The following is a 16619-nucleotide window of genomic DNA, read 5'->3' as shown; positions in this document are numbered from 1 at the left end:
CCTAACGTCAGAGGGTGTCGTACAACAATTAACTGCGCTCACAACTTTTTGCAACACCCTCATCACCTGCTATACCAACTATTCACATCAGGCATTCACGAAGGTATAACTATACCTAATGCAAAGGGTTTCACCAAACTACACGACGACGGTGGAACTTGCGAGTTTTGCTTTTGATTAGATTTATCTATTCGTTCACGCAACCGCCAAATCTCTTGCTCTAATTCCCGTATCCTCTGCTCAGTTTCGTACACATGCTGCCCTTGCCGTAAAGCCCGTAAAAATTCTGGCTCTTCTTCTGCAGAGCAAACACCAGTATAGCTATAGCCATGACGACCCAAATAATACCCATTAGCTGGCCGACAATAGTGGCGAACCCCCTCCTCTCGACCCTGTTGATAAGTACTCAACTCTGGTACAACACCATGCTCAGCACAGGCCTTACGGTGTTCAGCAACAAAACTGGGTAAGCGGCCTTTCGCTCCGTCTTCGTATCCGATCGTTCGCCAATTAGCCACTAAACACTCTTCTCGAGTTAAAGTGGCACAACCTGTCAGACCAAGTATTGTGAGGCTCACTAACCACCAGTGTCTAAACTGATCTCCTGTTATAGTTCTGGACAGCATTGTGTGAACCCCTGCTTACTCAGCTACTTGTTTCATTATACAGCTTGTCACTGCTCCTGTGTTTTCCCTGAATATCGAGCTATTGTTGATTATCTTCGCTATTCCTGACAATGCCACCTGACAATATCAAGGTCATAAACTTGCCAGGATCCATATCCACTAGTGTCACCTGCGACTTTGGCACCAGTAATAAATTACCCGCAATATTGAATGACTGAGGCAAATAAACACTGACATGCTCCTCCATATCCTCTAGCCCAACAGCCATTTCACTCATAAACCCCAATAGCTTGACAGACTTATCTATACCCAAAGAAACTAATACTGGCTGATTAAAATTTGTCTTGTTACCCACTACTGCTGCAAAAACATCACTAATTGCTCCATGAAGCATTTTTAATATGGGAATACGATTTAATAATTCTTGAAACCAGGAAACAATTTTGTGGCCAAGCCGATGGGAGGTGAATGCCCCCACCAAAGTCATTCCAACCACTACCACTAATAAACCTAAGCCAGGGGTTTGGAGCCCAACCAAACCATCTATCCAGCGGCTGGCAGCAATAATCAAGTAGAAAGACAACACTATAGGTAAAACAATCGCAGCTCCTTTTAGAAAACTACCAATTAATCGCTGTGTAGGACTTTTATCTAGCATTCAAATGCTCCCAATATTGATTTAACATACACTTTGTTTGGTCTATATTCTCAGTATACTGGTTTTCAATCGGCAACTTTATACCTCTGTTGCTGTTTATTTATATTGAACTTTGTACTAAATGACATAATCTTTTAAATATTACCTAATCAAATAGTCAGTAACCTTAATCTAAAAGTAGTGCTCAAATCGAATGAAGCAATATCACCAATCACCCTTTGTTATTTTATTTGTTTGCTTTTTTGCTTTAACAAGCTGTACTAATCAATCTTTTCGTGTAGAAAACCTAGCCAAAACCGATACTGATCTAGTTACCGATTCCGTTCGGCAAAATATGGATAAACAACTAAAACGCTTATTAGTAAAACTGTATAAACGTAACCCTGCAGAACTCGCTAAAAATCCACACCATACTATCGAGACACGCACCAAGCAACTGTTTAACAAACCAGGTCTCATGCGTTTTCCTGAGTTGTCTGGTAAACAGTCTATAGACGCTATGCTGCTCGCATTTGACAACCATTTTAACGGTGATAGGGTATTTGCCTTAATGGCTGGCTTAACCGATATGATCAAACAGTCTTATAATTATCGCAACGAGTTTTTTGTATTAAACGAATTAGACCAGCAAAAGCTATATAATAGCGCAAGAAATATTGAAGTATTGGCCTGGAGACTTAATCATCGGCGTAACCAGCAAGGAAAACCTTTTTTACTTACTAATGCAACTAACACGAAATCCCCAAACCTCAGCTTTGAACGTTTATTTGGCAAAATGATTGCGCTACAAGATATGATGGCGATGATAATTGCTGATAAGACCAACCGAACTATTAATTTTATTGTTAGGGGCGTGGCAACCGGAACTTTTATACCGATTTAAGTACATTATCATCAAGCATAGTGGCAGTATTTTCTTTTAATTGCTTAAGCTATTTTTAAGCCAACTAACGCACAAAGCACTTTGTTATTCAAAGTTCTAATAATGCACCAACACTTATAGTGATAATACCTAAATTATAGTGAATCGCGAATAACTAATGATAAATTGTTTTATTAAATTTGTAGGCTAAGTTAATAGGATTGAGCTAGGATTGACTAGTCGGCTGTTGTATAGGAAAGGAGCCTCAGAGTATGTATCTCAGGAAAATAAAATCACACCATTTACCCGTCCATGAGCTCAACATTATTTCCCATGAAGGTGATATATACATAGCAGAAGTCCGTATCCATGATCATGTCAGTGTTATTCGAGATGAAATAACAGACCAACCGGTTATTTTCCATAGTGTTAACAGTGTTAAAGAAAGCTTTCACGGCATCAATATTGGCTACATGAATCTTATCCACTATACCCCTTACGATGAAATGATAGGGAATGATGCCGAATGTGCTGGGAAAACCATTATGCACTCAAATGTGGCCTAATAATCTACTTTACTTCCTAAAAACCTTTCAACAACCCGGCAAAATAGCTCGGGTTTTTCTGCGTGCAGCCAGTGTCCCGTATTCGGTATTTCCCTTACTTGTGCATTAGGAAACATTGCTAAAATTTCACTACGATGGCTTGGCTGCAAGTAATCAGAGTTACCACCTTTAACAAACAATACCTCCCCTTGATAGGGCTGATCAAAAGTTTGCCCATCAATAATATTATGGTACTGACTATGCAAGGCAGTTAAATTCATACGCCAAGCAAAACCTGACTCTGTATTTTTAACCAAATTTTTTAATAAGAAACTTCTCACTGGCATCTCTGAAATATATTGCTGTAAGATTTTATCTGCTTCTATTCTTGATTTTATAGTTTTTGGATTAATAGCCAACAAGCCTGCAAATACATCATTGTGTCTAGCACTGTATTTCACGGGAGCAATATCGGCTACTATCAATTTTTTCACATACTGTGGGTAAGATAAGGCTAGCTGCATCACCACCTTCCCCCCCATGGAATGCCCCAGAAAACGAGCTTTATTGATACCTTTGTCTTGTAAAAAATATACAAGATCACTGGTCATCAACTGGTGATCCATTCTATCCGAGTGAGGTGAACGACCATGATTACGCATATCAAGTGAATATACAGTAAATTGCTTAGCCAATATTTTGGCTATGCCTCCTAGATTTTCCAGCGAACCAAATAAGCCATGTACCAGTACCAACGGCTCACCATCACCAAATTCTTTATAATGAAGTTTTAACATGCTAGCTTTGCTTTCAAACAGCCTTTCTATCAAATAAGCGAAATTATAATATGACTTCAATTATATTAAAATATACATTTCAGTATACCTGTACTTTCAACAGCATTGCTTTTGCATACTCATCATAACTACGCTATTACACCACTACAATCTGTCTAGTTTGACTATAGTTAAAATTTAAAATTCGCTTAAATTATAAATTTAATCTGAAGTACCAACCAAACTGTATTAGAATAATATAACAAGGTACTTTGCAGACACGGGGTAGCAAAATGGAAATTTCCCCTTTTTTCTTTTATGCTGGCATCGAAGTTATTGCTGTGCTGGCTCTTTGTTGTTTTCTGCTTAGCTTCCTACTATTTAAAGCAAAAAAGCTGCACTATAACATCTTGCAAGAGCTATATAACTATCAACCAAATAAGCACCCACCATTCATTGAAACTTTAAAATATTTTAAAAACCATTCGCCAACAGCAAAAATACATCAGCTTAAGTCTGTTTGCACTGAGCAAGAAAAAGTTATTAGTATAATGAAACTACAACTGGAGAAACTGAGCTACCATGAATCTCCCGATGATGAAGATGGTGACTCACAAGAACTCATTCAACAGCAGAGTGAAGTCATCAAACAGCATGAAGAGACTATAAATAGACTTCAACAAGAACTCGAAAGTGCAAACTTAAAAAATAGCGAACTACAAGCGTTATCAAGCAAACACGACTTGATCTCTGGCTCTGAAGAAAACCTTCGCTCTATTATTCAAAGGTTTATTATAGAAACAAAGGAGCTAATGAGTTGTATCTATACACTTGAAAAAGAAAACGACTCACTTAAATCCAAGCTAAGTATGGGCTGTATTGAAGTAAGCTAATTAGCAATAGGAATAAGCAAATACAACTGGCTTCTCCGAACAGATAAAACCCTTTAATAATCAAGTACTAAGCCCTCTATGTAGGCAAGCACACTGTAAATATTCCTACCAGCGTAGGTGGTATCACGATCGCCATAAGCACATTCGCTTATTTATTTTCCAACAAAATGATTCAAAATACACGTTACAAATTTTCACAGATTTTGAAACTTTAAAATAGCCAACGTTATACATTGCTTGCGGATGGCTAGTTATAACAAGCTCCTGATTGCAACTCATCGCCACCTTAGTCAAGACTAATTCACGGATTTGCAATTGAAGGTAACTGGTTAGTAGCTAGCAATCAAAAACTGTGACTTTAAGGTTTGAGTTTATCTCTGCTTGAGACTATGTTTTACCGCCCGTTATTCACTACTCAATGTGAAAAAGGATGCAAACATTTAAAGGACAACTCCATGAAAAAAGTAACCCTTTTTGTTTTATTTGCTGGCTTAACTCTCGCTGGCTGTTCAAACAATACAGTCAATGATGGATATGAATCTCAGTACATTTCTAACATTGTGACTAAAGAAGCCGCTTCTACTTGTACTGAATGGGCAGCAGAAGATAAAGTTCCTTCACAATCAGTTAATAAATACGTTAATGAATGTGTTTCCTACTTAATAGGCGAAAGTGATGAGCCTGCCTATTTATGATACTTGTTATCAAGCATAATCAGAATCGCTGTAGTAGTGCGCGTCCCCTAACAGCACTACTACTCTGATTATTAGATCTTCCTGCCAGTAACAACTTCTTGCCTTGAATAAAATACCATTAACACCTAACTAAACTGCAACAGCAGCTTTTATATGCGGGTGCGCTTGGTAATCAACTAATTCAAAATCTTCATAATTAAATGAAAATATATCAGTTACATCTGGATTAATGTTCATTTTTGGTAATGGGAAAGGTTTTCTTGATAGCTGCTCTTCTGCTTGTTGTAAATGATTACTATAAAGATGTGCATCTCCTAGCGTATGGACAAACTCGCCGTACTCCAAACCACAGACTTGTGCAATCATCATGGCTAACAAGCTATAAGAAGCAATATTAAAGGGGACACCCAGAAAAATATCTGCACTGCGCTGATATAGCTGACAAGATAATTTGCCATTTGCTACATAAAACTGAAACAAACAATGACACGGAGGAAGTGCTTGCTTGCCCTTGGCAGCATTTTCATCGGGCTTCAATCCAGTGTCTGGCAACACTGCCGGGTTCCAAGCACTGACGAGCAAGCGGCGAGAGTCAGGGTCATGTTTGATGGTTTCAATCAACTCTGCAATCTGATCAACGGCTTCCCCGTTACTTCCTTCCCATGAACGCCACTGCTTACCATAAACAGGGCCCAGTTCACCTTCAGGCGTAGCCCACTCATCCCAAATTGAAACACCATGTTCTTGCAAGTATTTAATATTAGTGTCACCACGAAGAAACCAAAGCAATTCATAAATAATCGATTTCAAATGACACTTTTTCGTTGTCACTAAAGGAAAGCCAGCTGCCAAGTCAAAACGCATTTGGTAACCAAACACACTATAAGTGCCTGTACCTGTTCGGTCTGCTTTATAAACACCATGTTCTTTTACATGGTGCATCAGGTCTAAATACTGCTTCATGCTAATTTACGAATATTCAATAGTGGTGAAAGTTACTTAGAAGATGCTTCTGCTGGGTATTTATCTAAAAATGCCTTGTCATCAGCATTCATCCCATTAATTAAAGGATAGCGCTGGTAAGCGAGAATAATAAAGACAACCCCCAAGATAATCATTGGCAGTGACAATACTTGTCCCATGGTCAGCCAGTCGAAAGCTATATATTGAAGATGCGCATCGGGTAAACGCACAAACTCAACTAGCGACCTAAACAGGCCATACCCAAGTAAAAATACTCCAGAGACTGCCATTCTTGGACGTGGTTTTTGAGAAAACCAGTACAAAATCAAAAACAATACGACACCTTCTAAAGCAAACTCATATAGTTGGGATGGATGCCTAGGTTCAACACCAGCATTAGGGAAGATAACCCCCCAGCTACCATCTGTGGGTTTGCCATATAGTTCACCATTAATAAAATTACCAATACGTCCCGCACCTAAACCCAGCGGTACTAATGGTGCAATAAAATCTGTCATCTGAAAGAAGGATTTATTAATTTTTCTGCCATAAAGAAGCATGGCAACTAGTACACCCAACAATCCACCATGAAAAGACATGCCGCCTTCCCATACTTTAAGCAACATCCATGGCTTAGCAATAAAGTCATCAAAATAGTAAAACAGCATGGAGCCCACACGGCCACCAATCACTACACCCAAAGCACCATAGAAAATTAAATCGGATACCTGGTCTTTACTCCACAACCCTTGCGACTTTGCTGCCCGGCTGTTCGCCAGCCACCAAGCCAGGGCAAAGCCGACCAAATACATAAGACCATACCAGTGTATCTGGACTACCCCTAAATCCAGGGCAACCTTATCTATGTTATGGGTGTATACCATTATTTCGTCTCATTGAATAACTTGAAATGGGTTATCAACTGCCGTAAAACCCTTCAACAAAAAGATTGAATTTTGCACAACTCAGTAATGCGCAGCTTGTTTAAAAAGCCACCATATATATCCCTACTGCGCAAAGCAATAAAGCAAACAGCTTGTGTACATAGTCTGAAGGTAGCTTGTGTGCCAACCATGCTCCCAGCTTGGCAAATATCACACTTGCTAAAATAATTCCTAACAGAGCCGGCAAGTATACATAACCAATTGCTAGCTCGGGTAGTGCTGGATTACCCCAACCCACCACAATATAAGTAGCAGTACCAACAATAGCGATAGGCAGGCCACAAGCTGCTGAAGTACCAATTGACTGCTTAACCGGCACCCCTTGCCAAGTCAAAAAAGGTACAGTCATGGTACCTCCGCCAATACCAAAAATGGCAGATAAAAACCCTATCACTACACCACCACCACTCAGTAGAGGCTTATTAGTTTTATCTAGCTGTTGGCCAGGCGCCCAATTAATAGCCATTTTTATCCCTACCAAAAATGCAAAAATACCAAACACTAGCTGCAACTTCTCACCCGACAACGAGGCAGCAAAAAACACCCCAAACGTTGAGCCAACAATAATCCCTAAACTCAACCACTTTACCAGCAGCCAGTTAACGGCTTGCTTATTATGGTGAGCTTTTACGGAACTTATGGAAGTAATCACAATTGTCGCTAGCGACGTTCCAATTGCTAAGTGAGTCAATATATCAGGAGCAAACTGTTGTAATTCAAAACTTGCAATCAACACTGGTACAATAATTAACCCACCACCAACACCAAATAGTCCAGCAAGGGTTCCCGCCACCATTCCCACTAAAATATAAGACAAAAACAAGCTCATGAAATTATCTGCCAGGTATAGATAAACGTGTTTTCAGAATATTTTTTCATACATTGAACCCACAGGTATACAACGGGTCTTACATATGCATAATTATTCACATGAATGAGCGTTCCAAAATACTAATAAAAACCCGAAATCGTTCAAAATTTAAACACTTTGATTTTTAGTATCTGGTTTACAGATCAAAAATTTAATTTTGAAAGGTATTAATTGTGCGCAACCGAAGCATGGAACAGAAACTATCTCGTCGTCAGTTTCTGATGTGTTCTGCTGCTACCTTAACCACTGCAGCACTTTCAAGTTACAGCCAAGCATCTATTTTTTCAGACTTTGCTCAACCTGCCTATAAGTCTCTCGTGCTAAATAATACTCACACGGGGGAAAAAACGTCTGTTACTTTTTGGGAAAAAGGTAAAGTCGTACAGGACGCCATGTCTGAAATTAATCGAGTGCTTCGCGATCACCGTTCTGGCGAAGTATGTGACATGGATCCAGAATTAATGGACCTACTATTTTGGCTAAAATATCAACTGGATGTTCCAGATAACACACCTTTTAATGTTATATCAGGCTACCGCTCACCGAAAACCAACGCCATGTTACGCCGTAAAGGCCGTAATGTAGCGAAAAACAGTTTCCATATGAAAGGCAGAGCCATTGATATTGCTATTCCAGGTCGAAGTTTAAAAGATGTGAGAAGTGCTGCACTTAGTCTAAAAGGTGGCGGGGTAGGCTATTATCCAGGCAGCGGCTTTATCCACTTAGATACCGGCCCCACACGTATTTGGTGAAGTAGTAACTTCTGTTGGGTTGAGCTCTTTGGCAGGTGTCAAAATTTTTCCCAAACCTGCCTTTCTTAGCTCTAACTCCAAAGTACTGTGAATTATTTTAGCATCGTCTAATTCCATGACCTTGCCCAGCACTTCTCTAGCCCAACTAACGCTGATATTACTGAGCACCCACTTTACTTTAGGTAAATTGGTTGCATTCATCGATAACACATCAAACCCCATCGCTACTAATAATACGACAGCTGATGGTTCACCAGCCATTTCTCCGCAGATACTAACAGGCTTGCCTGCTGCATGTGCATCTTTAACCACCGATTTTAAAGCATATAACACTGCTGGATGAAATGAGTGATATAGATCAGCCACACGTGGATTATTTCTATCCACTGCCAAAATATATTGGGTAAGGTCATTACTACCAATGGATAAAAAGTCAACGCGCTTAACAAACTCAGAGACCTGATATACGGCTCCTGGCACTTCAATCATTACCCCTACAGGGGGGAATTGCACATTAACTCCTTCGCTGACCACTTCACCATAAGCACGATGAATTAAGTGTAAAGCATCATCGACTTCCGCCACGCTGGAAATCATTGGCAACATAATACGTAAATTATTTAGCCCCGCACTGGCTTTTAACATCGCACGGATTTGTACCAGAAAAATTTCTGGGTGATCAAGCGTCACCCGTATACCACGCCATCCCAGAAATGGGTTATCTTCTTCAATCGGAAAATAAGATAGTGATTTATCGCCCCCAATATCCAAGGTACGCATAGTAACAGGACTAGGCGCAAAAGCTTGTAACTGGGCACGGTAAATTTCTTGCTGCTCATTCTCACTTGGAAAGCGCTCACGTATCATAAAAGGCACTTCAGTACGATATAAGCCAACACCTTCAGCCCCACGATCCAGTGAACGCATAACATCTGTCATTAACCCCGTATTCACCCACAAAGGTATACGAAAGTTGTCGCGTGTAACACAGGGGCGGCCTTTTAAACCTTCCAAACCAGCAATAAATTGTTTTTCTTCATCAACAACATCTTGATATTGACGACATAATTCAGCGGATGGGGATAAATAAACCCGGCCCAAGTTACCATCCACAATGACGCTTTTGCCACTGAGCTGGTTATACGGCAGATCTACAGCCCCCATCACTGTGGGAATTCCCATAGCTCTAGCTAATATCGCCACATGAGAATTAACCGAGCCCAGTACTGACACTAACCCCACTAATTTTTCTTTAGGAACCTCCCCCAACATAGTGGGTGTTACTTCTTCGCTTACCAAAATGGTGTTATCGGGGTAAGTAACATTAATCTTATTATCTTCCTGGAGGTAAGCTAGTACTCGACGACCCAAGTCTTTGACATCAACAGCCCGCTCTCTTAAATAAGGGTCTTCCATCATTTCGAAGGCGCGAACATGCTCTTCAATCACTTGCCTTAACGCACCTTGCGCCCACTGCCCTTGGCGAATCAAGGCACTGACTTCTGCACCAATGGCGTTGTCATCAAGCATGCGTAAATAGACATCGAATAACGCCTGCTCTTCTGGGCGAATCCTGTCTGCAAGCTTGCTAGATGTACGCCGCATGTCCTCACGCACAGCTTCCAGTGCCTGTTGAAAGGAGCGCAACTCAAGCTCAGCATCTTCACTTTCTTTGTCAGGTACAGCATTTAAAAATGCCGGTGGTAAAACAACCACTACCTCACCAATTGCTACGCCTGGCGCTCCTGCAACCCCATTAAACTTAGCCTCATGAGGCTCACCACTTTTGAGGTTGGCCTTTTTAATAGAACCAGTTGCTTCAGCATGGGCAATTACCCCAGCCAACTGAGCAGACATAGTAACTAAAAATGACTCTTCACTTTCTCTAAAGCGGCGGCGTTCTCGCTGCTGTACAATGAGCACACCCAGAATTTGCCGATGGTGGATAATAGGGACACCTAAAAAGGCATGAAAGCATTCTTCACCCGTTTCTTCGAGGTAAAGAAACTTCGGGTGGGTAGGAGCATCTTCAAGGTTGATCGGTTCTTCACGTAAGCCAACCTGGCCAACCAAACCTTCTGAACGGCCAATAGTAATACCAATAGCAGAGCGGTTAAGCCCCTCAGTCGCCATCAGTGTATAATGGTTGGTTTCATGGTCAAAAAGATATACAGAGCATACCTCGGTATGCATAGCCTGGCGAACTTGCTTGACAATAATATCCAATGCCGTCTCCAAGTCGTGAGCGGCATTCACCTCTTGGACAATCCTCCTTAATGTATTAAGCATACTTACCTTATCCGCAACCTTATACCATTAGGATAGCTGGGTTGGACTAACGGTTATTAATATTGTTCAGTCGGCTCATTCGTGGCGCTAACTCTTTCAGTGCCCGACGGTATACTTCACGTTTGAACGAAATCACCTGGCCTAAGGGGTACCAATAGCTGACCCAGCGCCAGCCGTCAAATTCAGGCGAATTTGTATGACTAACGCAGACTTGATCATCGGCCGTTAATAACTCCAGCAAGAACCATTTTTGTTTTTGTCCTACACAAATCGGATGGCAATGATGGCGAACGAGTCGTTTAGGTAAACGATACCTTAGCCAACCCCGAGTACAGGCTAAGACACTGACATCTTGAGGCTGTAATCCCACCTCTTCATGAAGCTCACGATACATAGCTTCCTCTGGAGACTCACCAGAATGAATCCCTCCTTGTGGAAATTGCCATGCATCTTGACCAATTCGTCTTGCCCACAACACCTGGGAGTGCTGATTGGCAAGGATTATACCTACATTAGGCCTAAATCCGTCCGCATCAATTATTCCAGTCGACTGTTGTATCTCACGATGACTATCACTCATAGCGTGCATCGTTATCAGAAATCTGTAAACATTAACTGCATTGTTCCACAAATCAGCAAGTTTCAGCAACGTGCTTTAAAAGCTATCTGCAAAAAATGGTTAAACTTAGGGGCTACCTGAAGATACATAAGTGTAACTTCACCCCCCATCAAAATGATTTACATCTGGTGATGCATCCTGTAAATAAGAGGTATCCGTATTTTCAAACCTCTTAGTAATATAGCTTACGAATAACATAGCTGTCGGCTATTAAAGCTATATTCACTTATCTTGGTAATGGTTTTAGAAGCACACGCTATATAAATCCAAACCATACTAGTCGTTGCTCTATAAAAGCGCGAGCTTTTTAAGTCAACAAAAGGGAAAAGGGGCAAAGGGTTTGTTTGGTAAGCAGAGAAGCTTAGAGTTAATTGAAAGTTTTAGGAGTTAAGTTAGGAGTTAAGAAAGTGGCACTAGCAATATTTGATCTTGATAACACATTACTTGGTGGTGATAGTGACCATGCCTGGGGAGAGTTCTTAGTGGAACAAGGCATTGTTGATGCTGAAGCCTATAAACAGGCCAACGATTACTATTACCAAGCCTACTTGAATGGCACGCTAAATATTAATGAATTTTTACAGTTTTCTTTAAAGCCACTTAGCCAACACAGTACCAAGCAGCTTACTCAGTGGCACCAGCAGTTTATGTCAGAAAAAATAGAACCATTGATGCTGGAGAAAGCCACCAAACTATTAAACGATCATCGCGACCAGGGTGATTATCTCTTAATAATCACTGCGACCAACGCTTTTGTCACCTCCCCTATTGCTGAGCGACTAGGCGTGGATCATCTTTTAGCCACCACGCCAGAATTTCTCAATGGCCGCTATACCGGACAAGTGTCAGGCACCCCCTGTTTCCAGGGAGGTAAAGTCAAGCGACTCCATAATTGGCTGACAGCAACCAGCCATAGTTTAGCAGGCAGTTTCTTTTATAGTGACTCACACAACGACTTGCCGCTATTAGAAGAAGTGGATAACCCAGTTGCTGTTGATCCAGATGACACTTTGCGGGAAGTAGCCCAAACCAACGGTTGGCCAATTATTAGCCTGAGGTAGTAGAGTAAATATACCCTCTCCAAGAGGAGAGGGTACTAAAATAGCAGTTTAAATCAATGTAACCCTACAAAATAAGGCTTTTAAATATTCCGTCTCAGGAATTGCCGGCAACACAGGATGATCTGGACCTTGGTAACCCTGTTCAATAATTTGTAAATTGCGGTCTAGATGACGACTTGCCTGACGCAGAATATCCACCAACACATCCCGTTTTAAATGCATAGAACAGGAAGCTGACAATAAAATACCGTCTTTTTCCAATAGCCGAATAGCCAGCTCATTAATTCGCCGGTAGGCTAACTCACCATTTGATAAGTCTTTACGACGCTTAATAAAAGCAGGTGGATCTACTACTACAATATCAAACCGCTCACCATTTTCCTTAAGCTGTTTTAGTGCCTCAAAAGCATCGCCACATAAGGCTTCTACCGTATTTTTAACGCCATTTAATTCTGCATTGGCAGTCACAAATTCTAAGGCTGTTTTAGAACTATCAACACAGATGACTTCTGATGCCCCCGCTTTAGCTGCTTGAATTCCCCAGCCCCCCACATAACTAAAGACATCTAACACCCGCTTGCCTTTAGCATAGTTTTGTAGTCGTGCCCTGCTCATTCGGTGATCATAAAACCAGCCTGTTTTTTGACCATGTTTTGCTGGGGCTAGGAAGAATACATCATTTTCTTCCAGTTGAAGGTTATCAGGCACTTCACCAGAAACCACTTCTACATATTCAGGCAACCCTTCCAAAGCTCTGGATTGACCGTTGTTTTTAAATAAAATCCCTTTGGGCTGCAGCGCTTGTTCCAAAGCTGCTATGATTTCACCTTTGGCTAATTCCATCCCAGCAGTGCTTAATTGTACCACCAGATATTCACCATAGCGGTCAACCACCAGTCCAGGTAATCCATCACTATCACCATAAATCAAGCGATAAAAAGGTTTATTAAAAACCTGCTCACGCAAAGACAGTGCAATATTTATTTTATGAATAATAAATGACTTGGTTAAGCTGTATTGAATATCTCTGCTAATCAAACGACCGCATATTAAAGTATTAGGGTTTATTGTTGCTACACCCAACGGCTTTCCTGTAGAGCTTTCAACAATGGCTTGAGTGCCAGGCTCAAAGTTACTAAATGGGGTGATTTTAACATCTACCTCATTACTAAAAATCCACAAGTGCCCCGCCCGGAGCCTGCGATCTGCTTTTGCTTTTAATCGTATAGTTGGAAGTGACATAGCACCATTCTATCCACACAAAATTGGCTTAACTTGCAAGTTACACCGCCGAATAAATTAAAGGATAAATATACCCAAAGCTTCAATATTGATTGCGATTTCGCTCAAAAGGTATAACCAATGCTCCTTTAAAGTTTGGCTAGTTAACGGTAATACAATCGTTTCTGGTTACATACTGCCATACTTTGGCTTTGCTTAGTATACCCGTCATGAATCATTTCTAGGTTTTGTTATCATCGCTCCTCACCCTAATCACCTATTTATATAGGCTCATGAGGCTTCGTCACTTGATGGCCTTAACTAAAAATCCTTCGCATTGGGTATAGAGTCCTTATATATCATATTCATCCTTATCAGCCAGAGACTGATCTAAATATTTCCCCAAACTAACAAAATATTCAGGCCTATCGTTAAAGCTAACTACTTTTCAATTTGCCATAATTGGATTACTGTGTAATGTCATTAAATATACCCATCACGCTGGCAATACCAACTTATACCCTAAAAAACCGCAGAAACAAAATAAACGACAGTACCTCAGAGGAATTATTGATGCAAACAAGTCTTATATTATCGATTATTGCCGACGACAAACCTGGTCTAGTAGGAAACCTATCGAATATCATTAGTCAACACCAAGGCAACTGGTTAGAAAGCAGAATGAGCCAAATGGCAGGTAAATTTGCAGGCATCGTTCGAATTGAAGTACCCGAACAAAACGTTGATCTATTGGTTAAACAGCTAAAACGCAGTAATTCAGACAACTGTCATATCCACTTTGAAATCAGCAACCAATCCTCTAAGCCAGAAACAACCTACCAAATAACATTACATCTCGTCGGCAATGACCATCCTGGCATTATTAAAGAAATTTCGGCAGCGTTAGCTCAACGTCATATTAATGTTATAGACTTACATTCTGAATGCAGCCCTGCCCCCATGTCCAACGATATGTTATTTAAAGCAGAGGCTATCCTGCAAGTCCCTATGAATATAAATAAAGAAAAACTAGCACAAGATTTAGAGTCATTAGCAAACGAGTTAATAGTTGAAATTAATATGAATTAATAATTACTCACACTATTATCAACCATTCTCACCTATACCAGAAGATAAAAATAACGATTAGTGGTTATAGGTGTGATTAATCACAACCACCAAGGATAGCATGACCAAATATAAACTAGCTGTTATTGCTATAGCAACCGGAATTTTAATTGGCTATTTTTTCACTTTACTACTGAACAACAGAACCCATACTAAACTAGTAGAAACTGTAGTCAATAATGAAGCCAGCCTGTCAAACCAATTATCATCACAACCCAATATCATAAAAAAAATAACTGTCAGTCATCATACAATCCAGAGATTACTGTCTTATGATAAAAGCTCTTTATTACAAGCAGCTGTTGAGGCTCAACCACAATTAACAGCAAGCTTTGCATTAATCATGAAACAGTGCCCAAGCACCCAAGTACAAGCCTGTATTAAGTTATTCAGCAATTTGATACCCAAAAAACATCCATCAGAGCTAAAAAACTTATTGGTTAACCTTTATCGATTCTATCTCGCTGACCAGTTACTAAACGCAGACCAATCTCCAAAAAAAAAACCGCTCATTGCTAATAGCCTGGAAGAAATTTTAGGTGATGAGTTAACCCAGTCTTTTCAAGCACCACAAACAAGCAGTCAGTTAACATCACTGTTTCGACACTTAGAAGATCAATCATTGGAAAGTGAGCAATATCAACAGACCTTAACAAAAATAGAAAGCTTGTTAGATGAATCTTTATCTAAACAAGAGTCCTTAGCTGCAGAGCTAAAACTACTAGAGCAATCTGCTAATAAAGATGAACAAGAACTATTTAAACAAGCAAAAGCAATTCAAGCGAAATATTATGCTAGCAACAGCTCTGTACAAAACAGTCAACAACAAAAGCTTCACAAGGAATATCAACAACAAGAACTTATTTTATTAGCCGCTATAGATCAACAATATCCTAACCTTCTAGAAACAGAGAAACAACGGCTTATTGCCAAAAAACTAGCCGAGCTCAGAGCAAAAATATATTATCCAGCTGAGTCAAATAGACCAAGTAACCAATAATATTTATCCTTAGTGAGTAATTTACAGGACAAGCCTTATCCTGTAAATCAATCACCTTGACTATTACAATAGTATCTTATTACTTACAATATACCATGTTAGTTATTTATACCCATCATCATATTGATGATACGATACAACCAACTTACCGGGCGCTGAAAATCTCTCGTGCTGTCATACTCTACTTTCTTTAAAAGCGGCGACGACTGATTGAATAAGTTATCGACAAAATCGTTAAACTCAAGCCCTTCCTCTTGAGGCAAACTCCAGAACTGTTGTACAGTGGCTGCCTGCTAGGCCACGATACTGAGGAAAAAAATATCCCCAATTGCCGTATTTATCCAACTCACTAATTAAGTTATCAGTATCTTGGTACCAATATTGATGAATTAGCTGCTTACGCTTGTTTTTATCTGGCTGATTATAGATTTCAGGATAAAATCTTTCATAAGAATAAGATGAGTAAATTAAATCCTCTCTGAAGTGACTATAAGCTAATCTGTCTTCAGTATAATAATTAGCTAAAGCACCATAAAAACTACCTAAATTCTCTTTAGTTAAGCCAACTAAGTCCTGCCCCAGTTCTTCTATTAAAGGATCAAGCCCCCAAGCCTTACGAATGGCTAAATGCCCTGGATAAGATTTCCAATCACCAGAGTTATTCAATGCATTAAATACTGGCCCAGAGTCATTTAGTAAATAACTACCTAATTATC

The 16619-nt window shown here is 40.1% G+C and carries 18 protein-coding genes; 8 read left to right on the top strand and 10 right to left on the bottom strand.

What is annotated here, in order from left to right; translation table 11 throughout:
* Positions 1-95: 95 nt before the first annotated feature.
* Positions 96-626 (bottom strand): DUF2799 domain-containing protein, encoded by a 531-nt coding sequence (locus tag G4Y78_RS03160; protein WP_163831593.1) that lies wholly within the window; start codon positions 624-626, stop codon positions 96-98.
* A 79-nt stretch (positions 627-705) separates the two neighbouring features.
* Positions 706-1284 carry a DUF502 domain-containing protein gene (locus tag G4Y78_RS03155; protein ID WP_163831591.1) on the bottom strand — a complete coding sequence of 193 codons (579 nt, stop codon included), beginning with the start codon at positions 1282-1284 and terminating at the stop codon, positions 706-708.
* A 193-nt stretch (positions 1285-1477) separates the two neighbouring features.
* Between G4Y78_RS03155 and G4Y78_RS03150 the strand changes: the two genes are divergently transcribed.
* Together G4Y78_RS03150 and G4Y78_RS03145 are read left to right on the top strand one after the other, a co-directional pair.
* Positions 1478-2167: a hypothetical protein gene (locus G4Y78_RS03150; protein WP_230425690.1), complete on the top strand. Its 690-nt coding sequence runs from the start codon at positions 1478-1480 to the stop codon at positions 2165-2167.
* Between the two features lie 251 nt (positions 2168-2418).
* Positions 2419-2712: a DUF6482 family protein gene (locus tag G4Y78_RS03145; RefSeq protein ID WP_163831589.1), complete on the top strand. Its 294-nt coding sequence runs from the start codon at positions 2419-2421 to the stop codon at positions 2710-2712.
* Here the strand turns inward: G4Y78_RS03145 and G4Y78_RS03140 are convergent.
* On the bottom strand, positions 2709-3488 hold the full coding sequence (locus G4Y78_RS03140) for an alpha/beta fold hydrolase (protein ID WP_163831587.1): 780 nt from the start codon (positions 3486-3488) through the stop codon (positions 2709-2711). The genes G4Y78_RS03145 and G4Y78_RS03140 overlap by 4 nt on opposite strands.
* A gap of 272 nt (positions 3489-3760) precedes the next feature.
* On the opposite strand from G4Y78_RS03140, the gene G4Y78_RS03135 reads away from it, so the two are divergent.
* Positions 3761-4360: a hypothetical protein gene (locus tag G4Y78_RS03135; protein WP_163831585.1), complete on the top strand. Its 600-nt coding sequence runs from the start codon at positions 3761-3763 to the stop codon at positions 4358-4360.
* Positions 4361-4815: 455 nt separating this feature from the next.
* The gene (locus G4Y78_RS03130; protein ID WP_163831583.1) at positions 4816-5055 is read left to right on the top strand and encodes a YgdI/YgdR family lipoprotein; all 240 of its coding nucleotides are present in this window, start codon (positions 4816-4818) and stop codon (positions 5053-5055) included.
* 129 nt (positions 5056-5184) lie between these two features.
* Here the strand turns inward: G4Y78_RS03130 and G4Y78_RS03125 are convergent, their stop codons facing one another.
* The 3 genes from G4Y78_RS03125 to G4Y78_RS03115 form a co-directional block, all read right to left on the bottom strand.
* The gene (locus G4Y78_RS03125) at positions 5185-6018 is read right to left on the bottom strand and encodes a thymidylate synthase (protein ID WP_163831581.1); all 834 of its coding nucleotides are present in this window, start codon (positions 6016-6018) and stop codon (positions 5185-5187) included.
* Positions 6019-6050: 32 nt separating this feature from the next.
* On the bottom strand, positions 6051-6902 hold the full coding sequence (gene lgt, locus G4Y78_RS03120) for a prolipoprotein diacylglyceryl transferase (protein ID WP_163831579.1): 852 nt from the start codon (positions 6900-6902) through the stop codon (positions 6051-6053).
* Between the two features lie 100 nt (positions 6903-7002).
* Positions 7003-7791: a sulfite exporter TauE/SafE family protein gene (locus G4Y78_RS03115; RefSeq protein ID WP_163831576.1), complete on the bottom strand. Its 789-nt coding sequence runs from the start codon at positions 7789-7791 to the stop codon at positions 7003-7005.
* A 215-nt stretch (positions 7792-8006) separates the two neighbouring features.
* Here G4Y78_RS03115 and G4Y78_RS03110 point away from each other — a divergent pair, with 215 nt between their 5' ends.
* Positions 8007-8585 (top strand): YcbK family protein, encoded by a 579-nt coding sequence (locus G4Y78_RS03110; protein WP_222937629.1) that lies wholly within the window; start codon positions 8007-8009, stop codon positions 8583-8585.
* Here the strand turns inward: G4Y78_RS03110 and ptsP are convergent.
* Together ptsP and rppH are read right to left on the bottom strand one after the other, a co-directional pair.
* Positions 8556-10874, bottom strand: a complete 2319-nt coding sequence (ptsP, locus tag G4Y78_RS03105) for a phosphoenolpyruvate--protein phosphotransferase (protein ID WP_163831574.1) — start codon at positions 10872-10874, stop codon at positions 8556-8558. The genes G4Y78_RS03110 and ptsP overlap by 30 nt on opposite strands.
* 46 nt (positions 10875-10920) lie before the next feature.
* Entirely contained in the window at positions 10921-11415 is a 495-nt protein-coding gene (rppH, locus tag G4Y78_RS03100) for an RNA pyrophosphohydrolase (RefSeq protein WP_222937718.1), read from the bottom strand.
* A gap of 485 nt (positions 11416-11900) precedes the next feature.
* On the opposite strand from rppH, the gene G4Y78_RS03095 reads away from it, so the two are divergent.
* Positions 11901-12554 carry a histidinol-phosphatase gene (locus G4Y78_RS03095; protein WP_163831569.1) on the top strand — a complete coding sequence of 218 codons (654 nt, stop codon included), beginning with the start codon at positions 11901-11903 and terminating at the stop codon, positions 12552-12554.
* Positions 12555-12602: 48 nt separating this feature from the next.
* On the opposite strand, the gene G4Y78_RS03090 is transcribed toward G4Y78_RS03095, so the two are convergent.
* A complete protein-coding gene (locus tag G4Y78_RS03090; RefSeq protein WP_163831567.1) occupies positions 12603-13796 on the bottom strand; it encodes a class I SAM-dependent rRNA methyltransferase in 1194 nt (397 codons plus the stop codon).
* A gap of 552 nt (positions 13797-14348) precedes the next feature.
* On the opposite strand from G4Y78_RS03090, the gene G4Y78_RS03085 reads away from it, so the two are divergent.
* Together G4Y78_RS03085 and G4Y78_RS03080 are read left to right on the top strand one after the other, a co-directional pair.
* A complete protein-coding gene (locus tag G4Y78_RS03085; RefSeq protein WP_163831565.1) occupies positions 14349-14864 on the top strand; it encodes a glycine cleavage system protein R in 516 nt (171 codons plus the stop codon).
* A 100-nt stretch (positions 14865-14964) separates the two neighbouring features.
* Entirely contained in the window at positions 14965-15903 is a 939-nt protein-coding gene (locus G4Y78_RS03080) for a hypothetical protein (protein ID WP_163831563.1), read from the top strand.
* A 240-nt stretch (positions 15904-16143) separates the two neighbouring features.
* Here the strand turns inward: G4Y78_RS03080 and G4Y78_RS03075 are convergent, their stop codons facing one another.
* Positions 16144-16569: a hypothetical protein gene (locus tag G4Y78_RS03075; RefSeq protein WP_163831561.1), complete on the bottom strand. Its 426-nt coding sequence runs from the start codon at positions 16567-16569 to the stop codon at positions 16144-16146.
* Positions 16570-16619: the final 50 nt, after the last annotated feature.

This window comes from Spartinivicinus ruber (assembly GCF_011009015.1).
In the GTDB taxonomy this organism is placed as follows: domain Bacteria; phylum Pseudomonadota; class Gammaproteobacteria; order Pseudomonadales; family Zooshikellaceae; genus Spartinivicinus; species Spartinivicinus ruber.
This window is presented reverse-complemented; position numbering and strand designations above follow the sequence as displayed.

What these genes read in the sequence shown, in the direction of transcription:
- G4Y78_RS03160 (WP_163831593.1), bottom strand. Translation starts at nt 626, where the DNA reads ATGCTGTCCAGAACTATAACAGGAGATCAGTTTAGACACTGGTGGTTA.
- G4Y78_RS03155 (WP_163831591.1), bottom strand. Translation starts at nt 1,284, where the DNA reads ATGCTAGATAAAAGTCCTACACAGCGATTAATTGGTAGTTTTCTAAAA.
- G4Y78_RS03150 (WP_230425690.1), top strand. Translation starts at nt 1,478, where the DNA reads ATGAAGCAATATCACCAATCACCCTTTGTTATTTTATTTGTTTGCTTT.
- G4Y78_RS03145 (WP_163831589.1), top strand. Translation starts at nt 2,419, where the DNA reads ATGTATCTCAGGAAAATAAAATCACACCATTTACCCGTCCATGAGCTC.
- G4Y78_RS03140 (WP_163831587.1), bottom strand. Translation starts at nt 3,488, where the DNA reads ATGTTAAAACTTCATTATAAAGAATTTGGTGATGGTGAGCCGTTGGTA.
- G4Y78_RS03135 (WP_163831585.1), top strand. Translation starts at nt 3,761, where the DNA reads ATGGAAATTTCCCCTTTTTTCTTTTATGCTGGCATCGAAGTTATTGCT.
- G4Y78_RS03130 (WP_163831583.1), top strand. Translation starts at nt 4,816, where the DNA reads ATGAAAAAAGTAACCCTTTTTGTTTTATTTGCTGGCTTAACTCTCGCT.
- G4Y78_RS03125 (WP_163831581.1), bottom strand. Translation starts at nt 6,018, where the DNA reads ATGAAGCAGTATTTAGACCTGATGCACCATGTAAAAGAACATGGTGTT.
- lgt (WP_163831579.1), bottom strand. Translation starts at nt 6,902, where the DNA reads ATGGTATACACCCATAACATAGATAAGGTTGCCCTGGATTTAGGGGTA.
- G4Y78_RS03115 (WP_163831576.1), bottom strand. Translation starts at nt 7,791, where the DNA reads ATGAGCTTGTTTTTGTCTTATATTTTAGTGGGAATGGTGGCGGGAACC.
- ptsP (WP_163831574.1), bottom strand. Translation starts at nt 10,874, where the DNA reads ATGCTTAATACATTAAGGAGGATTGTCCAAGAGGTGAATGCCGCTCAC.
- G4Y78_RS03090 (WP_163831567.1), bottom strand. Translation starts at nt 13,796, where the DNA reads ATGTCACTTCCAACTATACGATTAAAAGCAAAAGCAGATCGCAGGCTC.
- G4Y78_RS03085 (WP_163831565.1), top strand. Translation starts at nt 14,349, where the DNA reads ATGCAAACAAGTCTTATATTATCGATTATTGCCGACGACAAACCTGGT.
- G4Y78_RS03080 (WP_163831563.1), top strand. Translation starts at nt 14,965, where the DNA reads ATGACCAAATATAAACTAGCTGTTATTGCTATAGCAACCGGAATTTTA.